Below are 18823 nucleotides of genomic sequence, written 5' to 3' on the forward strand. Positions count from 1 at the left end.
GCCCGGTGTATCGATAAACACGATTTGACGCGGACCATCGGTATGAATGCCCATGATGCGATGACGCGTCGTTTGCGGCTTTTTCGAGGTAATACTGATTTTTTGCCCGAGCAAACGGTTAAGCAATGTCGATTTACCTACGTTTGGGCGCCCAATAATGGCCACCATGCCACAGTAGGTTACATCATAGTGCACTGACGGCGCCGCAGCGCTCGCAGCATTCATCCTTGCCAGTAATTCATCTAAGCTCGGCTCATTGCTCGCATTGGCGGCATCGACTGCTGGCAAGTCTGTTTTTTTGGTCATTTCTTCAGTAACTCCAATACTTGAGCGGCGGCAATTTGCTCGGCTTTGCGGCGCGAACTCGCGACACCTATCACGCTTTGGCTCAAGTCATCTATACGACATTCAACGGTGAATGTTTGATCGTGGGCATCGCCTTCTATGTTGATTACTTGGTAATCGGGTAGCGGCTTCTTTAACCCTTGTAAATATTCTTGCAGTAAGGTTTTAGCGTCTTTTTGATTCACGCCGGGTTGGATCTCAGCCAAACGCTCGGCGTACCAATTAAGCAACAACTTACGGCACACTTCGAGGTCGGAATCTAAGTAAATTGCCCCGATAATCGCCTCGACCGCATCGGCCAGAATCGACTCACGCCTAAAACCACCACTCTTTAACTCGCCAGGGCCTAAAAATAAATAATCCCCGAGCTTAAATGCTTGAGCTATCAAGGTGAGCGTATCACCGCGAACTAAGGTGGCGCGCATCCGGCTCAAATCGCCCTCAGTCGCCTTAGGAAACTGATGATATAAGGCGTCTGAGATCACAATCGATAAAATTGAATCGCCTAAAAACTCTAAACGTTCATTGTGCTTATTTGCCGCACTTCTATGGGTCAACGCTTGGGTGAGAAGGTCAAGATTCTTGAACTCATAGCCCAATGTACGACACAAACGTGGCAAATTTTTAATCGGTTCCATACTAGTGAATTCCACCTACACGTTCAAAGCGCACACCGCTTGGTACCCAGGTTGGCAGGAAGTCGGCTTTTGAACGGTCAAACTCAAAACTGATCCAGATAGCCACCGCTTTACCGACAAGATTTTCTTCAGGCACAAAACCCCAGAAACGGCTGTCAGTACTGTTATCGCGGTTGTCACCCATTGCAAAGTAATGGCCTTCGGGAACAAGGAATTCACCCGCGGGTAAATCACCATCACGCTTGAAGTAACCCAGCATATCCGGACGACTTGGGTTGATTAAAATATCGTGAGCCACTTCACCGAGCTGTTCTTTATAGCGAAGTAAAGGCACACCATCTTGGCTGAAATCACCACGACTCACTTCAGTGCGCGCCACGAGTTCTGGCTCTGGGCACTGGGTTTGATCTGCGCCACAGGCTTTCTGGATCATTAACTGCTTGTTGCGGTAGATAATCCTATCACCCGGTAAGCCCACCACACGCTTGATATAGTCAATCTGAGGATTCTCAGGGTATTTAAAGACAATCACATCACCCCGTTTTGGCTCGCCCGTTTCAATCAGTTTAGTGCGCCAAACGGGGTCTTTTAGACCATAACTAAACTTTTCCACCAAAATAAAATCGCCCACTAACAGGGTTGGCATCATAGAACCCGACGGGATTTGGAATGGTTCATAAATAAACGAGCGCAGGATGAGCACAAAGGCAATCACCGGAAAGATGGAGTGCGCAGTCTCAACCACGGTAGACTCGCGAATAATATTATATTCGGCTTCCTCAGTTAAATTGGCCTGAGAAGCCTTGGCCAAGGCTAATCTTTCGCGGCGTTTGGGCGCAAATACCAGCACATCGACTAACCAGATCAGCCCTGAAATCAGGGTGACTAGCACTAAAATAATGGAAAAATAGGCTGCCATTGCTTATTGAACTCCTGCCTTGAAATGTAAAGATCCAAACTTAGCGAATATTGTGTTTCGACACGCGAACTTTAGTTAACTTACCGTATTTCTTAAAAAACACCACAAAACATACGATAAGCTAAATAAAGCGCCGCAAACTGCGGCGCAATAGTAGCTAAATTGTATTTATCGAGCGTTACTCGTTTAGCTTAAGTACCGCTAAGAATGCCTCCTGTGGCACCTCAACGTTACCGACTTGTTTCATCCGTTTCTTACCCTCTTTTTGTTTATTTAAGAGTTTCTTCTTACGAGAAACGTCACCACCATAACACTTAGCCGTTACGTCTTTACGTAACGCTTTTACGGTAGAACGGGCAATAATCTGGCTACCGACCGCGGCTTGAATCGCGATATCAAACATCTGCCGCGGAATAAGCTCTTTCATCTTCTCAACCAGCGCTAAACCACGGTGACGAATATTCGAACGGTGAATAATCATCGCCAGCGCATCCACACGGTCGCCGTTGATCAGAATATCTAAACGCACCATGTCCGCAGGATCGAAGCGAATAAAGTTGTACTCTAATGACGCATAACCACGGCTAGTTGATTTTAAGCGGTCAAAAAAGTCCATTACCACTTCCGCCATTGGCAGATGGTAAGTCACGGCCACTTGGTTACCATGGTAAACCATGTTCACTTGAGTACCGCGTTTTTCAATACACAGGGTAATCACGTTACCTAAGTATTCTTTGGGTACTAAAATGTTGGCTTCAACAATCGGCTCACGCATTTCTTCGATGTTGTTAATTGCAGGTAAATCTGCAGGGTTATCAACATAGATGGTTTCGCCACTAGTCATTAGCACTTCATAGACTACGGTAGGTGCGGTCGTGATCAGGTCAAGATCGTATTCGCGCTCTAACCGTTCTTGAATGATTTCCATGTGGAGCAGGCCTAAATAGCCAATACGGAAACCAAAGCCTAACGCAGATGAACTTTCAGGTTCAAAGAACAATGAGGCATCGTTCAGGCTGAGTTTGTTCAATGCATCACGGAAGTTTTCATATTCATCGGTAGAAATCGGGAATACCCCCGCATACACCTGAGGTTTAACTTTCTTAAAGCCGGGTAATGGCTTATCGGCACCATTTTTAGCCAGTGTTAAAGTATCACCGACTGGGGCACCGTGAATTTCTTTAATCCCTGCGATAACAAAACCAACTTCACCGGTTTTCAGCTCGGCTTTATCGGTTTGTTTTGGCGTGAAAATACCGACACGATCCGCAGTGTGGTTTTGTCCAGTAGACATCACCTTGAACTTATCGCCTTTCTTCAGCACGCCGTGTTTAATACGCACTAAAGAAACAACGCCTAAGTAACTGTCAAACCAAGAGTCAATAATAAGGGCTTGCAGCGGCGCATCTGGGTTGCCTTCTGGCGGCGGAATTTGCTCGACGATGACTTCTAATACATCATCAATACCCACACCGGTTTTTGCAGAACAACGCACAGCGTTCATCGCATCGATACCAACGATGTCTTCGATTTCGGCGGCAACGCGCTCAGGATCAGCCTGAGGTAAGTCGATTTTGTTCAGAATGGGCACGACGTCTAGATTCATATCCAGCGCGGTGTAACAGTTTGCCAACGTCTGAGCTTCAACGCCTTGGCCAGCATCAACCACGAGCAGAGCCCCCTCACAGGCGGCTAATGAACGAGATACTTCATAGGAAAAGTCAACGTGACCTGGGGTGTCAATAAAGTTGAGTTGGTACGTTTCGCCATTTTTGGCTTTATATTCCAACGTAACGCTCTGCGCCTTAATGGTAATACCGCGTTCACGCTCTAGATCCATAGAATCAAGAACTTGGGCATCCATTTCACGGTCGCTTAAACCGCCACAAACCTGAATAAGACGATCTGACAGCGTCGATTTACCATGGTCGATATGGGCAATAATTGAGAAGTTTCTAATGTGTTTCATTATGCTGCTATGACTAATACTGAAAAATGGATACGGTTCAAAGGTGGGAAATTGTACCTGATTGCGGATTCAATACCAATCAGATTCACTCATAGTTCTCTTTATGTCGAAAAATGCAGCCCACCGAGAGAGTTTACTGTTTGGATGAGATAGATAACAAGATGAAATTAAACGGGTAATTTATCTAAACTGATCCCTGCACCTAAATAAGCCAAAATGACAGGTTGCGAATCTACTTCAAGCTGTTTTGCCTTACGTTTTCCAATCAACCACGCAGTGATAGCACCTAAAGTTGCGAACCCTATCGCACTGAGATCAGAATTGATTTGAAATAGATCTGCAAAAAACTGCCCTGATAAGGCGCCCCCAAATAAGCCAAGCAGGGGCATCAAATAAACCAACGCCGCCGCTTTGAGGAGCACACTCTCAGGTAGTCCCAATTTCAGCAGTTCACCAACCTCGCAGGTACGTTCAGTCTGAATGGAGAATTGTTGTGTCTTTGCCGAAAAGGCCTGGGCAACCGCCGACGTACCGCAAGACTCGCTACTGCTGCAGCTTTTACAGGTACTTTTAAGCTCTACCTCAACGGTGAGCCAACCTTGATTATCGCAGGCGACAACCCGCGCCACTTCTTCCATCATAATAAGAGGCCTTATTCTAACATCAGACTTTTCGCGATACGGGCCAAGGTTTCTGTCGGCACTTTACCCACAGCCACCACTTCAGCATTACCCACTTTTTCAGACACCAAAGACAAGCCATTACGAGTCATTAACTCTTCGGGTAATGGCGTAGAGCCAGCCCGTGCGACATAGATGGAAATATTGGCTAAACCGTCTGTTAACGCAATATATTCAACCGCCTCGTGACTGCCAATTAAACGGTGGTGGTCACGCACCATCACACTAAATCCAGCTGGTAACCAAGAAAACTGCCAATTTTGTCCATCTTGGCGCTCAGCCTGATCAATAACCGCTGGCCATTCTTGCTTATAGGCTTCCTGCAGAATCGATGGTGGCTCCTTTAACTCTATAAGCTCAATCACCATCAGCTGTTCAAGTAATTGTTTATCTTGAGTCAACATGTCATATCTGAGTGGCAGATAAGTGTCCATATCCAGCCAAATTTGAAAACCATATCGGTATTCGTCATTAGGCAATAAACGAATCATTTGCCCAGGGCGCCCTGCAATACGAGTGCGGCCTCCCATCACAAATTGATAGCCGACTTCCAAATCACTCATTTGGGATGAGAAAGCTGCTGGCCATACACCCTGAATATGGTTTGAGAGGATACTGTAAGCGGGTTGATCGTGTTCAATAAAGGTGACTCGATTACCCACTCTGACCGCATTTTTTGGTGGGCCATTGAGGTACTCAAGAAACGCAACTTCTTGATTATTCACCTTACCGTGAAGATAAACCAAAGGCCGAATGTGATCGGCCTGAAGTTGTATAATCGATGCTTTGAACTCTTTCTCTTTTAAAGCTTGGCTCATTTTCTCAAGCCAGACTTTTGCAGGCATATCTTCCTGCGCCACTGCAGGAAATACCAAGGCCAATAAAGCCAACAGGATTAGACGCAAGCTAACTCCTTACTACTGATTGACAGGAACGGGAATAACCTCGCTATTGTCTTCTACAACGGCCCCCGTATTCAATCGTTGTTGTAACATATGATCCTGAATATACGTATTAATTCTACGACGTTGCTCATTCATTTGATCATTGGTGTAGCTCTGATTTTGTTGCACAGGCCCCGTCTGTAAGCTTACTGGGGAAGCACTACCGACTAAAGGACGAGTGATTAGCACAGGCGATGGCGACGTTGCATCATCGGCAGTTTGATTGAAGTTTTGCACACCGACAATGGCAAACATTGCCACGGTTGCAGCAATCGCATACTGACCAAACTGCTTAAATAGCGGCACGACTCGGCTACCCCGCCCATTAACAGCAATTTGCCCCGGAGCGACAGGAGTATTGACTTCAGGTGCTGTGACTTGAGGCGAGACAATGGCAGGCTCAAGATCAATTGCTGCTGCAATACTAGCACTAAGGTCGAATGCCATAGTCTGGGGTAATTCCCCCCGCATGGCATCACCTATCAAGTGATAGTTGCGCCATTTATTATGTGAATGCGTATCGGCAGCAAGCTCTGCCATCGTCTGCACATCTGTCTCTCCATCGACAGCGGCTGATACCCATTCTTGACCTAATTTATCCATTGTTCACCTGTCTAAATTTAAGGGTTTTCTTAAAATAGGAATTTACTCTTCCAGCAAAGGCTGGAGCTTTTTATCGATTGCTTCACGGGCACGAAAGATACGAGATCTTACTGTTCCTACAGGGCAATCCATGATGATGGCAATATCTTCGTAACTCATCCCATCAAGTTCACGCAATGAAATCGCCATACGTAATTCTTCAGGCAATGTTTCTAATGTTTCGAAAACCACTTTTTTGATTTCGTCCGATAACATTAGTCGCTCTGGGGAGGCAAACTCCTTTAGCGCATCACTGCCTTCGTAATATTCGGCATCCTCAGCATCCACATCATTTGCGGGCGCTCTACGCCCCTGAGACACGAGGTAATTCTTTGCCGTATTAACGGCTATGCGGTACAACCAGGTATAAAACGCGCTTTCTCCGCGAAAGTTTGGCAAAGCTCGATAAGCTTTGATAAACGCTTCCTGTGCAACATCAGTAACATCTGCTTGGTTACGCACATAGCGTGAAATCAAGCTAATCACTTTACTCTGATATTTAAGCACTAACAGGTTAAAAGCGTTTTTATCACCCCGTTGTACGCGCTCAACTAATTGTTGATCACTTATTTGTCCACTCATCCGAGCCGACTTCTCCCAAATCTAAAATGCTGATTTCTCAGTCGCTCGAATCATATTCACTTATGTAGACTCGCGTGCTTTGAAAAAGTTCTAAAAATTATACAAAAAAAGTAAGGTTAAAAGGAAAGTACCCATAATCGGTGAGTTGGTTTACCATAGATGGTACTCTCAGTCATAGCATGATACCCGATGAAACAAGTAGTTGAACACCAATCTGACATATTAGTCATAGGTAGCGGTGCCGCAGGTCTGACACTAGCTTTGCATCTTGCTGAAAAAGCAAACGTAATTCTGCTCTCAAAAGGCCCACTCTGTGAAGGGTCAACATACTACGCCCAGGGCGGTATCGCCTCTGTCTTCGATGAAAGTGACACGATTGAATCCCACGTGGCCGATACATTAGTCGCTGGTGCAGGTTTGTGCGATAAAGACGTAGTGACTTTTACCGCCGAAAATGCCAAGAGTGCAATGCAGTGGCTAATCGAATGTGGGGTCGCCTTCGATAAAGAAGAAGCCACGGGGAACAATGCTAAAGATGCCCCTTATCACCTTACGCGCGAAGGCGGCCATAGCCATAGACGCATTCTGCATGCTGCGGATGCGACAGGCAAAGAGGTACAGACTACGCTACAAGAACGTGCCCTCGCCCACCCTAATATTCAAGTTTTAGAGCGCTATAACGCCATCGACCTTATCACCACTCGCAAATTAAACCGCCCCGGTAATCGCGTTTTAGGTGCCTATGTGTGGAACCGTAATGCTGAGCAAGTGGAAACGATCAAGGCTAAATTTGTCGCCTTAGCCACGGGTGGTAGTTCCAAGGTTTACCAGTATACTTCCAATCCCGATGTCGCTAGCGGTGATGGTATTGCGATGGCTTGGCGTGCAGGGTGCCGCGTTGCCAATATGGAATTCAATCAATTTCATCCAACCTGTCTTTACCATGCCGACGCGCGCAATTTCCTGCTGACCGAAGCATTGCGCGGTGAAGGTGCTTATTTACGCCGCCCTGATGGCAGCCGCTTTATGCCAGACTTTGATGAACGAGCTGAGTTAGCACCTCGAGACATCGTTGCCCGCGCCATCGACTATGAGATGAAACGTCTCGGTGCAGATTGTGTGTATCTGGATATCAGCCATAAAGATGCTGACTTTGTGATGAAGCATTTCCCGACCATTTACAGTCGCTGCTTAGAACTCGGTATCGATATTACTAAGGACGCCATTCCAGTGGTTCCCGCTGCCCACTATACCTGCGGTGGCGTCATGACTGACCTGCATGGTCAAACCGATCTCAATGGTCTCTATGCCATTGGTGAAGTTGCTTATACTGGCTTACATGGCGCCAATCGCCTTGCCAGTAACTCACTGCTTGAGTGTCTCGTGTTTGCTCGTGCAGCCTCTGAAGATATTGAGAGCCAACTACACAAGATCCCATTACCTGGGCACATTCCGGCGTGGGACGAGAGTAAAGTTTCCAACTCGGATGAAGAAGTGGTTATTGCCCACAATTGGCACGAACTGCGTCTGTTTATGTGGGACTATGTGGGCATCGTTCGCTCGGATAAGCGTTTGGAGCGCGCGCTACGCCGCTGCTTGATGTTACAGCAAGAAATCCAAGAGTATTACAGCAACTTCAGAGTCAGTAATAACTTGCTTGAACTGCGTAACTTAGTGCAAGTGGCGGAACTGATTATCCGCTGCGCGATGGATCGAAAAGAAAGCCGTGGCCTGCACTACAATATTGATCATCCTGAAAAGTTAGATTCACCGCTACCGACCATTTTGCAACCTGAAAAATAAGCTTGTCGTTTAACTTAAGCAGGTGACGCGGGCTAAATCTTATCCCAGATTTAGCCCGCTTTGCTTTGATGAGAGCAAGTTTTCAAACCCGAGCACAGCGATTAGGGATTAGCGTTTGGACTCGATAGTTTATTTTTCGCTTTGAATAATAGACGGCACAGATGACGATAGTCATCATCGCTAAACATGTCAGCCCACAGGGGTAAAAGATGCAACTTATCGCCAGACTCATAGTAAACAAGGCAGATAAAAGGCGTTATCCAAGTTCGCGATAATACGCGAAAATCCTCGCCAGTAGATAACCGCCCATCCCCTTTGCCATTAAGTTCAAAACGGCAAGACCATGTCCTCAGCCGCCATAGCTGATAACTCAAAAAGCTCACCATCAATAGGGAAAATACCAACTGAAGCCCAAACCATAATGGGTGTTCAGACTGTGGCCAAATAAGTAAAGAACTACCGCAAACACAAACAAAAACGACCAACGACAATCGTTGGTCGAAGGAGGCTTTTACACTAAAACTATGGCGCCGCTCGTCCACGGACTTGTACTACCATACGGGCAAGCTCTGGATCTGGACATACTTCATGGCCCATAAACCATGCAAATAATTCAGGATCTTCACACTCGAGCAAACGAATAAACAAGGCTTTATCTTCATCTGACAAGTCCTGATAAACGTTTTCAACGAAAGGCTGGAACAACACGTCCAATTCGAGCATTCCGCGGCGACATGCCCAGCGGACCCGAGCAATATTCATTAACTCCAAGTTAATTTCTCCCAAAACAAAATTCGCCATAGTCTACCAGTTCAGTCAGTTGAGTGTCGATGCAAGTAGCGTGGAAACTCGGTTTAACACTGCTGTACTTGGGTATCTAATCCAGCAAATAAATCACTAAAATCAGTTTCTAACAGGCGCTTAACCGCTGGATGCTGGATCATCCGCTCGGCAAACATCACATGGTATTCTTCTTTCACATCGAGCGTTTCACCGAGTAAATGCATGCCGTGGGAAACCACTTCTTGCGGATAAACCGAAGGCGTTACAAAGATCCCACGTTTAAGGTAGCCAAAAGCCTTCATCATGGCCGCATCATCAAACTCGCCTAAAATACTCACGTTGAGATTTTGCTCATCAAACCAACGATACAATTGTTGCCCAAGCGATGTTCTACGACCGGGGATCAACAGCTGTCCTTGCTCTAAACAGGCGGGAAAATCGGCGCTGTAGGTTTCGGCAGAAAAAAAGCTCACACCACATTCACCCAGTTTTTTCGATAAAATCTCGGGATATTTAAGCGACTCACCCGCACAATCGGAGAGGATCATATCCAGTTTATGCTCGCGTAAACGGGACATTAAGCTTTCGTGAGTCGCTTCATAACAGGCAAGGTGCATTGAACCATCATTAGGCACAACCGAGAGCAACACTCGGCTTGATAATGCTTTCGATAACGCATCGGCAATTCCGACCTCAAATAGAATGGCATCATCTTTTTGATAGTTAAGTAAATCAAGCATCTCATAGCTTAAGGAAAACATCCTGTCGGCATAGCGAAAGACGAGCTCTCCAAGCTCTGTGGCCTCAAGGTTACGTCCAACACGTTTAAATAAACTGCCGTTTAGCCTATCTTCTAAGGCACGAATTTGACCGGTAATGGTTTGTGGAGTCAAATAAAGGGCTTCTGCCGCCTTAGCCACAGAGCCCTTCTTCTTGATCATCCAAAAGTAGTAGAGATGATTGTAATTGAGATGCAGCATCGCCAAAGAGCTTCCTATTAGGGATGCCACAGCCATTGATGCTGTGGCAAATCGGGTAGCAATGACTCAGCTTAACAATAATGAGTCAATACTTCTATTTTAAACGCTGGCAATCCAACAAGTTAACCACAATTCCTTGAAGCTGCTCTAAATCTGCGGCTGTGCCAGTGCTAACCGCTTCCGTTACCCCTGAAACGAGACTGTCACGGTCAGGAATACGACTAGCACAATAAGTACGGTTTGCCTCTTGGAAACGTTTACCACCGCGGTACTTTAATGCCCGAGACTCATAGCCATTGGTTTCAAGCCTTGCGCCTAATGCTTCAGGTTTAAACATCAATGCCCCATCAACGATTCCCTCAAGGTAGCTTTGACACGTTTGTGATGCGACATCCTTGTTACAGGCATCGATTTGCGTCGCCATGGCGCTTGAAGATAATGTAAACAGTGCTGCAATTCCTACCAATTTCATATTTATCATAGTTATACTCCTTTTTTAGGTAACACTTTTGATAACCAGAAATACCCAATTAAGGCAGCACAAATTGAGCCCATTAAGGTGCCTAGACGTGCTAAATCGCCGAACATAGGATCTGCCTGCTCAAATGCCAACGAAGCAATAAACATCGACATGGTAAAACCAATCCCACACATCGCCGCCACGGGTGCGATCTGTTTCCAACCGATACCATCAGGCAACTGTGCCAACTTAAGCTTGACAGCAACAAAGCTAAACAGCATCACCCCTATCGGTTTACCTAACATTAATCCCAACGCAATCCCTACTGGCACAGGGGAAATAAGCGTATCTAAGCTCATGTTTCCTAAAGCGACCCCAGCATTAGCAAAGGCAAATACAGGCAGAATTAGGAAGGTGCTCCATGGGTGTAAACTATGCTCTAAATGCTCAGAAGGCGAACTACCATCTTTTGCTCGAAGAGGAATACAGAAGGCAATAATGACACCCGCTAATGTGGCATGAACACCTGACTTGAGCACTGCAACCCACAGGATAAGCCCTAATACACCATAGGGTGCTAATGAAGTCACTCCTTTACGGTTTAAAGCAACTAAACCAACAATCGCAATACTGGCAATGATTAAACTAATGGTTGATAAATCGGTACTGTAGAAGAGGGCGATAATCACAATAACGCCTAAATCATCGATAATGGCTAATGCCAGCAGAAAGACCTTTAAAGCAACGGGTACGCGGCTACCTAGCAACGCCATGATCCCCAAAGCAAAAGCAATATCCGTCGCTGCAGGAATTGCCCAACCCGCTTGAGTGATAGGATCACCATAGTTAAATAAAAGATAAATTCCCGCAGGTACTAACATGCCACCAATGGCAGCAAAAGTTGGCAGAGAAGCCTGTGCCACACTCGATAATGCGCCTTCGAGTAGCTCGCGCTTAACTTCTAAACCAATCAGCAAGAAAAACAGCGCCATTAGACCGTCGTTAATCCACAGCAACAATGGCTTATGCAGATCGAGTGCACCGACACGCACCTGAACTTCAGTACCGAGAAAACCTTGATAGAGTCCCGCGAGGGGAGAATTGGCCATCAACATGGCAAAGGCAACGGCAATCAATAAAAGGATGCCGCCTGCAGACTCTTGGCTTAAAAAATTTCTAATCGCTTTTTCCATCTTGCACTCCCAAAAATCATAATAGATTGAGTGTAGACGAAGAAAATGAACAAGTATAATCGTTAGTTTCGACAAAACACCTCGGCTATTCCGAGGTGTTGGTCGATTAATTCGCCATTAAACGGCAACAGGCGCTTTGATATGTGGATGTGGATCGTAGTGGGTCAGTTCGAAGTCTTCGAATTGATAATCGAAAATAGAGGCAGGTTTACGCAAAATTGTCATGGTGGGTAAAGGTCTTGGCTCACGGGTCAACTGCAACGCAGTTTGCTCCATATGGTTGGAGTATAAATGTGTATCGCCCCCCGTCCAAACAAAGTCACCTAAGGCTAAATCACATTGTTGCGCAACCATCATCGTCAGCAACGCATAGCTGGCGATATTGAATGGTAAACCTAAAAATACATCACAACTGCGTTGGTACAACTGGCAGGATAATTTGCCGTCGGCGACATAAAACTGGAAAAACGCATGGCATGGTGCCAGTGCCATTTTATCCAGTTCGCCCACGTTCCATGCAGAGACAATCAAACGGCGCGAGTCGGGTTGCGATTTAATTTGCGCAATGACCTGCGAAATTTGATCGATAGCCTCACCACCTTGGGTCGGCCAACTGCGCCACTGTGCACCGTAAACAGGGCCTAAATCGCCGTTTTCATCGGCCCATTCGTCCCAAATACTGACCTTATTGTCACGCAGATAAGCAATATTGGTCTCCCCTTTCAGGAACCACAATAGCTCATGGATAATCGAGCGCATATGGCACTTCTTGGTGGTCACTAAGGGGAAGCCCTTACTCAAATCGAAACGCATTTGATAGCCAAACACCGAGCGAGTGCCTGTACCTGTACGGTCTGATTTATCCACACCTTCGGCTAAAATGTGTTTCATCAAGTCTAAATACTGCTGCATTACTGCTTACCCTCTGGACGAAGAATTAAATATAAACCGAAGAGGATCATCGGCAATGAGAGGATCTGCCCCATTGTCATAAAGCCCCAATAGAGGCCTAACTGTGCATCAGGTTGCCTTACCGTTTCGACAATCACGCGGAAAATACCGTAGCCTAGTAAGAACATACCCGATACTGCGCCGACTTTCTTAGTACGTTTACTGAACCAATAAAGGAGTAAGAATAATGCAACACCTTCAAGAGCAAATTGATAGAGCTGCGAGGGATGGCGTGGTTCTGGTCCACCGCTTGGGAACACCATAGCCCAAGGCACATCAGTCACGCGGCCCCACAACTCACCATTTATAAAGTTACCGATACGGCCGGCCCCAAGCCCAATAGGCACCACGGGTGCCACCATATCTGCCACGGCAAAGAAGGTACGCTTTTGCTTCCAAGTGATATAAATCATGGCGGTAATCACCCCAATCAAACCACCGTGAAAGGACATGCCGCCTTCTGAAATTTTAAATAAATACATTGGACTAGCGAGAAAATAATCAAAATGATAGAAGAGCACATAGCCAATACGACCGCCTAATATCACCCCTAGGAAGCCATAAAACAGTAAATCGGAAACCTGCTCTCTCGTCCATAAACCATTGGAACGGTCAGCCTGACGATTGAGTAACCACATCGCCGCCACAAAACCCACTAAGTAAGTAAATCCATACCAACGCAGTGCAGGTTCAAAGGTTTGTCCAAAAATATCAAAGGGACCAAACTTCACGATCACAGGATCGATATTGGGAAAATTCAATGCCATAACTTATCCATCAACAGCCTCAAATTGAGGGCTAAAAACTAAAAATCAGCTCAGAATTAATTTGAGACCGACACAAAGGAGTAAAAGTGCAAATATTTTTTTAAGGACTGGGGTGGGCCAAGTGCTTGCAGCCTTCACACCAACCGGAGCCATTAAAATTGAGGTTATGATTAAGCCAAATAACGCCGGTAAATAGATATAGCCTAAGGTACCATAGGGCAATTCAGGGGCATTCATGCCCGCAATAATATAGCCGAAACTGCCAGAAAGAGAGATTAAAAAGCCCATCGCAGCAGAAAACCCCACGGCTTGACGCATCTGTAAACCATAAAAAGTCAAAAATGGCACTATCAGTATACCGCCACCTATTCCTGTCAAACCGGCCAAAACCGCAATCAAAGCCGATACAACAAAAAGCACTACTGAATTAGGTAATTGGCGATTTGATTCGGCTTTTACGGGATAAGCCATTTGAATTGTCATTAAAATCACAAAGATGGCAAAACCTTTCTGTAAAGCATCAGCAGGAATACGCTCAGCAATAAAACCTGAAGCCAGCGCGCCTATAATCAGGCCCGGTAACATTGATTTGAACAATTCCCAAGGCACATTACCGCGCTTATGGTGGGCACGTGCCGATGAAATAGAGGTAAGAATAATGGCGGCTAGCGAAGTGGCAATCGCAATATGAGGTAGCTGCGTAGAGCTAATACCGACCGATGGCAAAATATAAAGCAATGCAGGCACGACAATCAAGCCGCCGCCGATACCTAATAATCCTGCCATAAAACCGACAAACGCACCTAACGCCAAGCAAATAAAGAACACCAACAACAAACTATCCACACGAATACCTACAGCGTGATTAAGTGAAGCCTTAGCTTAAAGCAAAAGGCACGATTAGTTAATTAAGAATTGTGGCTAATCCTTGCTGAGTAAAATATTCTTTAACCAGCTCACGCACTTGGAAACCGTTAGATAGGCTTAACGCCTGCGCGAGTAACTGTGCTAAATCATCACCAGAGACTCGGCGCAGCAGATAGTTAATTCGCGCTAAACTGCCTTGGTTCATACTCAATTGGTTGTATCCCATCGCCACAAGCAAGATCGCGCCCATGGGCTCGCCAGCCAACTCACCACAGATACTGATATCAAGATGATGATATTCACAATCTATTCTTGCCTGATGTAAGGCCCGCAAAATCCCCGGATGATAACTGTCAAATAATGAACTGACCCTCGGGTTATTGCGATCGACTGCGAGTAAATATTGGGTTAAATCGTTACTCCCAACTGACACAAAATCCACTCTCTTTGCCACTTCATCTAACTGATATAGCATTGCAGGCACTTCGAGCATTATGCCAATACGCGGCATTTCGATATTGCTGTTGACATCATTTTTGAGTTCAACATAGGCCTGCTCTAAGTAGGCTAACGCTTGATCGATTTCATCTAAATTACTGACCATGGGTAACAAAATGCTTAACTGCTTGCCTTCTGCGCCAGCCTGTAACATGGCCCTTAACTGCACAAGAAACAGCTCAGGGTGATCCAGTGATAGTCGAATACCACGCCAACCGAGGAAAGGATTGTCTTCTTTAATAGGGAAATACGGCAAAGGCTTATCGCCGCCAACGTCTAAGGTTCTCATTACTACAGGGCGACCCGAAGCCGCTGAGAGTACCTGTTGATAAACCTTTACCTGCTCGGATTCACTCGGAAAACGCTGCTGCAACATAAAGGGGATTTCAGTGCGATATAACCCAATACCATCTGCCCCTTCGGCAATTTCCGAGGCGACACCACTGAGTAATCCCGCATTGAGATAGAGTCTAATTCGCGTGCCATCAAGCATCACAGAAGGCAGCGCTAACTCCTGTGCGTATTGGCGCTGCAACGCTTTTTGCGCTGAGATAAGGCTGCGATATTCGCTAACAATAGCAGGCGATGGCGACACCATAAGCTGCCCACGGCTGGCATTGACGACTAACAGCTTTTGATCAATATCAGCGGAAAGCAACTGTTCAACGCCTGTAATCGCAGGTACACCAAGCGCCCGCGCTAAAATCGCCGCATGGGAGTTAACGCCACCGAGCTCGGTCACAATCCCAGCTAATTTTTGCCGAGGAAATTCAGCCAACATTGTAGCATCGGCTTCTTTCGTCACTAAAATTACAGGTTTATCAGGTTCATGCTCTAATCGCTCAGGCTCAATCAATTGCCTTAGCACCTTTTGCCCCAAATCGCGGATATCACTCGCCCGCTCCTTGAGATAAGGATCTTCCATCGCCAAAAACTGCTGAATATAACGCAACGAAACCCGGCTCACCGCCGATTCAGCCTCCCAGCCCTGCTGTACTTCACGGGTATATTCACCACCGAGGCTGGCATCATCGAGTAGTAACTGTAAGGCATTGAATATTGAGGCGACCTCCTCATCCTGTTCTCGGTCGAAACGCTGAGATAGCGCACCAATCGCCTCTTTACAACGCCCCATTGCCGCGACTAAACGGCTGGATTCAAGGGCAATGTCCTCGCAGCGCACATCGGGCTGTTCGAGGGAAATCTCCCCACCGAGCACTAACGCGTGTGCAATAGCGATCCCACTGGATGCAGATGTCCCTTGGAATAAAATCTGTTGATGGAGTGAACTGACCTGCGCCTTTTGTTTTAATCCTCGGATCGCCATCGCAAGCTGCGCAGCCAAGGTCATTAAAAAGGCTTCTTCGCCTTCGCTAAATTGCCGTGCACTAGCTTGCTGCACCACAATCACACCCACAACCGCTTTTTGATAAATAATAGGGACAGCTAAAAAGGCACGGTATTCTTCTTCTGCAACCTCGGGAAAGAGCTTAAAGCGTGGATGTAAACGTGCATCGGCTAAATTCACCGCCTCCTCACGCTCGGCAGCTAAGCCCACCAAGCCCTGAGTTAAAGGCATGCGCACTCGACCGACAGCGCTCTTTTCGAGACCATCGGTTGCGGATAAAACGAGTTCTTGCTGCTCTAGGATATAGACCGAGCAACATTGGGTTTCCATCGCAGCCTTGGTCGATGAAACTAGGACTTCTAATGCGGTTTCTAAGCTGTGGGCAGAAGCCACAGCTTGGGTAATATCCCTGAGCGTATTTAACACTGTTTTCAATCCTCTTTTGAAAATCAGCCCGTTGTCTTTTGTCTTACCCGCTTCCTCGGTATTTCCTGGGTTTGGAATGACAATGCCGTTACCGCAAATTCTTTCATGACCTTACGATAAACATCACGCTTAAATGAGACAACCTGCCGCACCGGATACCAATAACTTACCCAGCGCCAATCGTCAAACTCAGGGTGGCCTGAAGAACTTAAATTAATCGCACTATCTTGGCTTTTTAGTTGTAACAGAAACCACTTTTGCTTTTGGCCAATACACACAGGCTTACTGTCCTGTCTCACTAAGCGTTTAGGTAAACGGTATCTTAGCCAAGAGCGCGTCGAGGTTAATATAGTGACATGCTCGGGTTTTAAGCCAACTTCCTCATACAATTCACGGTACATTGCCTCTTCGGCCGATTCACCATCATCTACACCGCCCTGAGGAAACTGCCATGAGTGTTGTCCAAACCGTCTGGCCCACATGACTTGGCCATATCTGTTACAAATTATTATGCCCACATTTGCGCGAAAGCCGTCGCTATCAATCACATGGACTCCAAATAAGGATAAATTTTAATAAAGCGATTGTTTCACAAAGCCCGTCTCTCAGCAAACCTCTATTTTCAGCTTATCTTTGGATAAATAGTTTCAACTTACTACTTTATCAACAACTCATCGAATTAATTTAAGGGGATATCCACATTTTCTGTGGATATCTCTGTTTGAAACTAGGGTAAACTAGGTATATCGTTCAAAAAACAACAAATAGAATATACATCACAACGCATACCACATTAAAAAAATAACCTATAAATCATCAGGATAAACCTTAATAATTTACAAGATATCTATCCAAATACACAAACGCTCACTTTTTAACCTAAAATAAATTCTATTATTTAATTAGAGTAATCCTTAAATGTTATACACAGAGCACACCCAAAATTACCCACATCCCTATTTAAAAATGCCACTTACTACCATTGACTCAAAGATTTTATTCAGTTAAAGGCACACGCATTGTGAGTTATCCATAATATCTGTGGATAAATATGTGAGAAACGCAAGGGAAAGCCGAGAGTAACTTTGAACACTTTAACTGACACTTGCCTAAAATCAGATAAAAACAATAAAAATCATATTGTTAAATACAAAAAGTTAGCAATGCGTTTATTCTTATTTTAATGTTCATTTTTTGACCTTGGTTGCTAAGCAGTTATTTTCCAGTAAAATTCGCCTATGAAACCTATTATTCCCCCTCAAAATCTGAGCGAATTGCTCGAACGCGCTAATATGATGGCCGGCGTATCTTTGGCGCAAATTGCTACCCATCGCGGCATTCGTGTCCCCGACAATCTGAAACGCGATAAAGGTTGGGTGGGACAACTCATTGAAATGGAATTAGGTGCGATAGCAGGTTCGAAACCCGAACAAGATTTTCTTCACCTCGGAGTAGAGCTAAAAACTATCCCCATTGATCATCAGGGCAAACCACTTGAAACCACCTATGTGTGCGTTGCACCGCTGACCAATATTGAAGGATTAACTTGGCAAGACAGCTTAGTGTGTCACAAGTTACAACGAGTACTGTGGGTACCAGTAGAGGGGGAGCGACATATCCCTGTGGGTGAACGCAGAGTTGGCACACCAATACTGTGGCAGCCCGATCCACAAGAGCAAGCATTACTGCAACAGGATTGGGAAGAAATCATGGAGCTGATTGCTCTTGGTAAAGTCGAAAATCTCACCGCTAGGCACGGTGAAGTTCTCCAATTACGCCCTAAAGCCGCTAATAGTAAGGCATTGACTCAAAGTATTGCCGAGGATGGCAGCCTCAAAATGACCAATCCTCGCGGTTTTTATCTCAAGACCGCCTTTACAGCAATGATATTAAATAAAGTGTTTGGTTAAATTTTCGTAGCTATATAGCGTTGTATTGATCCAGATCACAAATATCACTGGCACTCTAGTGATGATTTTCTATAAACTACGGCATCCTGAAATATATGGCCGTATTCGGATACAAAAC

General features: G+C 45.7%; 20 protein-coding genes. 2 read left to right on the forward strand and 18 right to left on the reverse strand.

Features of this window, described 5'->3' with window-relative positions:
- The 8 genes from L976_RS22810 to rpoE all read right to left on the reverse strand — a co-directional run.
- Window positions 1–306 (reverse strand): GTPase (locus L976_RS22810; protein WP_156143257.1); only part of this gene is annotated, 306 nt, incomplete at its 3' end.
- Window positions 303–983, reverse strand: a complete 681-nt coding sequence (rnc, locus tag L976_RS14255) for a ribonuclease III (RefSeq protein WP_047537721.1) — start codon at window positions 981–983, stop codon at window positions 303–305. The genes rnc and L976_RS22810, both read right to left, overlap by 4 nt.
- Before the next feature lies 1 nt (window position 984).
- Window positions 985–1902 carry a signal peptidase I gene (lepB, locus tag L976_RS14260; RefSeq protein WP_047537723.1) on the reverse strand — a complete coding sequence of 306 codons (918 nt, stop codon included), beginning with the start codon at window positions 1900–1902 and terminating at the stop codon, window positions 985–987.
- A gap of 178 nt (window positions 1903–2080) precedes the next feature.
- Window positions 2081–3871 carry a translation elongation factor 4 gene (lepA, locus tag L976_RS14265; protein WP_047537726.1) on the reverse strand — a complete coding sequence of 597 codons (1791 nt, stop codon included), beginning with the start codon at window positions 3869–3871 and terminating at the stop codon, window positions 2081–2083.
- Between the two features lie 167 nt (window positions 3872–4038).
- Entirely contained in the window at window positions 4039–4512 is a 474-nt protein-coding gene (locus L976_RS14270) for a SoxR reducing system RseC family protein (protein ID WP_047537729.1), read from the reverse strand.
- Between the two features lie 11 nt (window positions 4513–4523).
- On the reverse strand, window positions 4524–5456 hold the full coding sequence (locus L976_RS14275; RefSeq protein WP_047537731.1) for a MucB/RseB C-terminal domain-containing protein: 933 nt from the start codon (window positions 5454–5456) through the stop codon (window positions 4524–4526).
- A 12-nt stretch (window positions 5457–5468) separates the two neighbouring features.
- Window positions 5469–6098, reverse strand: coding sequence for a sigma-E factor negative regulatory protein (locus L976_RS14280; protein ID WP_047537733.1), 630 nt, complete (start codon window positions 6096–6098; stop codon window positions 5469–5471).
- 42 nt (window positions 6099–6140) lie between these two features.
- The gene (rpoE, locus tag L976_RS14285; protein ID WP_011071551.1) at window positions 6141–6719 is read right to left on the reverse strand and encodes an RNA polymerase sigma factor RpoE; all 579 of its coding nucleotides are present in this window, start codon (window positions 6717–6719) and stop codon (window positions 6141–6143) included.
- 189 nt (window positions 6720–6908) lie between these two features.
- Between rpoE and nadB the strand changes: the two genes are divergently transcribed.
- Window positions 6909–8522, forward strand: a complete 1614-nt coding sequence (nadB, locus tag L976_RS14290; RefSeq protein WP_047537736.1) for an L-aspartate oxidase — start codon at window positions 6909–6911, stop codon at window positions 8520–8522.
- Between the two features lie 101 nt (window positions 8523–8623).
- Here nadB and L976_RS22815 read toward each other — a convergent pair whose 3' ends face one another.
- From L976_RS22815 to rppH, 10 genes are all read right to left on the reverse strand, one after another.
- The gene (locus L976_RS22815; RefSeq protein ID WP_081990921.1) at window positions 8624–9064 is read right to left on the reverse strand and encodes a protein YgfX; all 441 of its coding nucleotides are present in this window, start codon (window positions 9062–9064) and stop codon (window positions 8624–8626) included.
- Entirely contained in the window at window positions 9045–9293 is a 249-nt protein-coding gene (locus L976_RS14295) for an FAD assembly factor SdhE (RefSeq protein ID WP_139122633.1), read from the reverse strand. The genes L976_RS22815 and L976_RS14295 overlap by 20 nt, the downstream gene beginning before the upstream one ends.
- A gap of 83 nt (window positions 9294–9376) precedes the next feature.
- Entirely contained in the window at window positions 9377–10285 is a 909-nt protein-coding gene (nhaR, locus tag L976_RS14300; protein WP_047537740.1) for a transcriptional activator NhaR, read from the reverse strand.
- Between the two features lie 94 nt (window positions 10286–10379).
- A complete protein-coding gene (locus L976_RS14305; protein ID WP_047537742.1) occupies window positions 10380–10766 on the reverse strand; it encodes a hypothetical protein in 387 nt (128 codons plus the stop codon).
- Window positions 10767–10768: 2 nt separating this feature from the next.
- Complete coding sequence (gene nhaA / locus L976_RS14310) at window positions 10769–11938, reverse strand: Na+/H+ antiporter NhaA (RefSeq protein WP_047537744.1); 1170 nt, start codon at window positions 11936–11938, stop codon at window positions 10769–10771.
- A gap of 117 nt (window positions 11939–12055) precedes the next feature.
- Complete coding sequence (thyA, locus tag L976_RS14315) at window positions 12056–12850, reverse strand: thymidylate synthase (RefSeq protein WP_037415574.1); 795 nt, start codon at window positions 12848–12850, stop codon at window positions 12056–12058.
- Window positions 12850–13656, reverse strand: a complete 807-nt coding sequence (lgt, locus tag L976_RS14320; RefSeq protein ID WP_047537746.1) for a prolipoprotein diacylglyceryl transferase — start codon at window positions 13654–13656, stop codon at window positions 12850–12852. Before lgt ends, thyA begins: the two co-directional genes overlap by 1 nt.
- Before the next feature lie 45 nt (window positions 13657–13701).
- Window positions 13702–14502: a sulfite exporter TauE/SafE family protein gene (locus tag L976_RS14325; protein ID WP_037415568.1), complete on the reverse strand. Its 801-nt coding sequence runs from the start codon at window positions 14500–14502 to the stop codon at window positions 13702–13704.
- A 58-nt stretch (window positions 14503–14560) separates the two neighbouring features.
- Window positions 14561–16795 carry a phosphoenolpyruvate--protein phosphotransferase gene (gene ptsP, locus L976_RS14330; RefSeq protein ID WP_047537749.1) on the reverse strand — a complete coding sequence of 745 codons (2235 nt, stop codon included), beginning with the start codon at window positions 16793–16795 and terminating at the stop codon, window positions 14561–14563.
- A 23-nt stretch (window positions 16796–16818) separates the two neighbouring features.
- Complete coding sequence (gene rppH, locus L976_RS14335; RefSeq protein ID WP_037415562.1) at window positions 16819–17343, reverse strand: RNA pyrophosphohydrolase; 525 nt, start codon at window positions 17341–17343, stop codon at window positions 16819–16821.
- Window positions 17344–18033: 690 nt separating this feature from the next.
- Between rppH and mutH the strand changes: the two genes are divergently transcribed.
- Window positions 18034–18705, forward strand: coding sequence for a DNA mismatch repair endonuclease MutH (gene mutH / locus L976_RS14340; protein ID WP_047537752.1), 672 nt, complete (start codon window positions 18034–18036; stop codon window positions 18703–18705).
- Window positions 18706–18823 lie beyond the last annotated feature (118 nt).

This window comes from Shewanella sp. ZOR0012, assembly GCF_000798835.1.
GTDB lineage: Bacteria > Pseudomonadota > Gammaproteobacteria > Enterobacterales > Shewanellaceae > Shewanella > Shewanella xiamenensis.

What these genes read in the sequence shown, in the direction of transcription:
- rnc (WP_047537721.1), bottom strand. Translation starts at nt 983, where the DNA reads ATGGAACCGATTAAAAATTTGCCACGTTTGTGTCGTACATTGGGCTAT.
- lgt (WP_047537746.1), bottom strand. Translation starts at nt 13,656, where the DNA reads ATGGCATTGAATTTTCCCAATATCGATCCTGTGATCGTGAAGTTTGGT.
- rpoE (WP_011071551.1), bottom strand. Translation starts at nt 6,719, where the DNA reads ATGAGTGGACAAATAAGTGATCAACAATTAGTTGAGCGCGTACAACGG.
- lepB (WP_047537723.1), bottom strand. Translation starts at nt 1,902, where the DNA reads ATGGCAGCCTATTTTTCCATTATTTTAGTGCTAGTCACCCTGATTTCA.
- nhaR (WP_047537740.1), bottom strand. Translation starts at nt 10,285, where the DNA reads ATGCTGCATCTCAATTACAATCATCTCTACTACTTTTGGATGATCAAG.
- nadB (WP_047537736.1), top strand. Translation starts at nt 6,909, where the DNA reads ATGAAACAAGTAGTTGAACACCAATCTGACATATTAGTCATAGGTAGC.
- nhaA (WP_047537744.1), bottom strand. Translation starts at nt 11,938, where the DNA reads ATGGAAAAAGCGATTAGAAATTTTTTAAGCCAAGAGTCTGCAGGCGGC.
- L976_RS14305 (WP_047537742.1), bottom strand. Translation starts at nt 10,766, where the DNA reads ATGATAAATATGAAATTGGTAGGAATTGCAGCACTGTTTACATTATCT.
- L976_RS14280 (WP_047537733.1), bottom strand. Translation starts at nt 6,098, where the DNA reads ATGGATAAATTAGGTCAAGAATGGGTATCAGCCGCTGTCGATGGAGAG.
- thyA (WP_037415574.1), bottom strand. Translation starts at nt 12,850, where the DNA reads ATGCAGCAGTATTTAGACTTGATGAAACACATTTTAGCCGAAGGTGTG.
- lepA (WP_047537726.1), bottom strand. Translation starts at nt 3,871, where the DNA reads ATGAAACACATTAGAAACTTCTCAATTATTGCCCATATCGACCATGGT.
- L976_RS14270 (WP_047537729.1), bottom strand. Translation starts at nt 4,512, where the DNA reads ATGATGGAAGAAGTGGCGCGGGTTGTCGCCTGCGATAATCAAGGTTGG.
- mutH (WP_047537752.1), top strand. Translation starts at nt 18,034, where the DNA reads ATGAAACCTATTATTCCCCCTCAAAATCTGAGCGAATTGCTCGAACGC.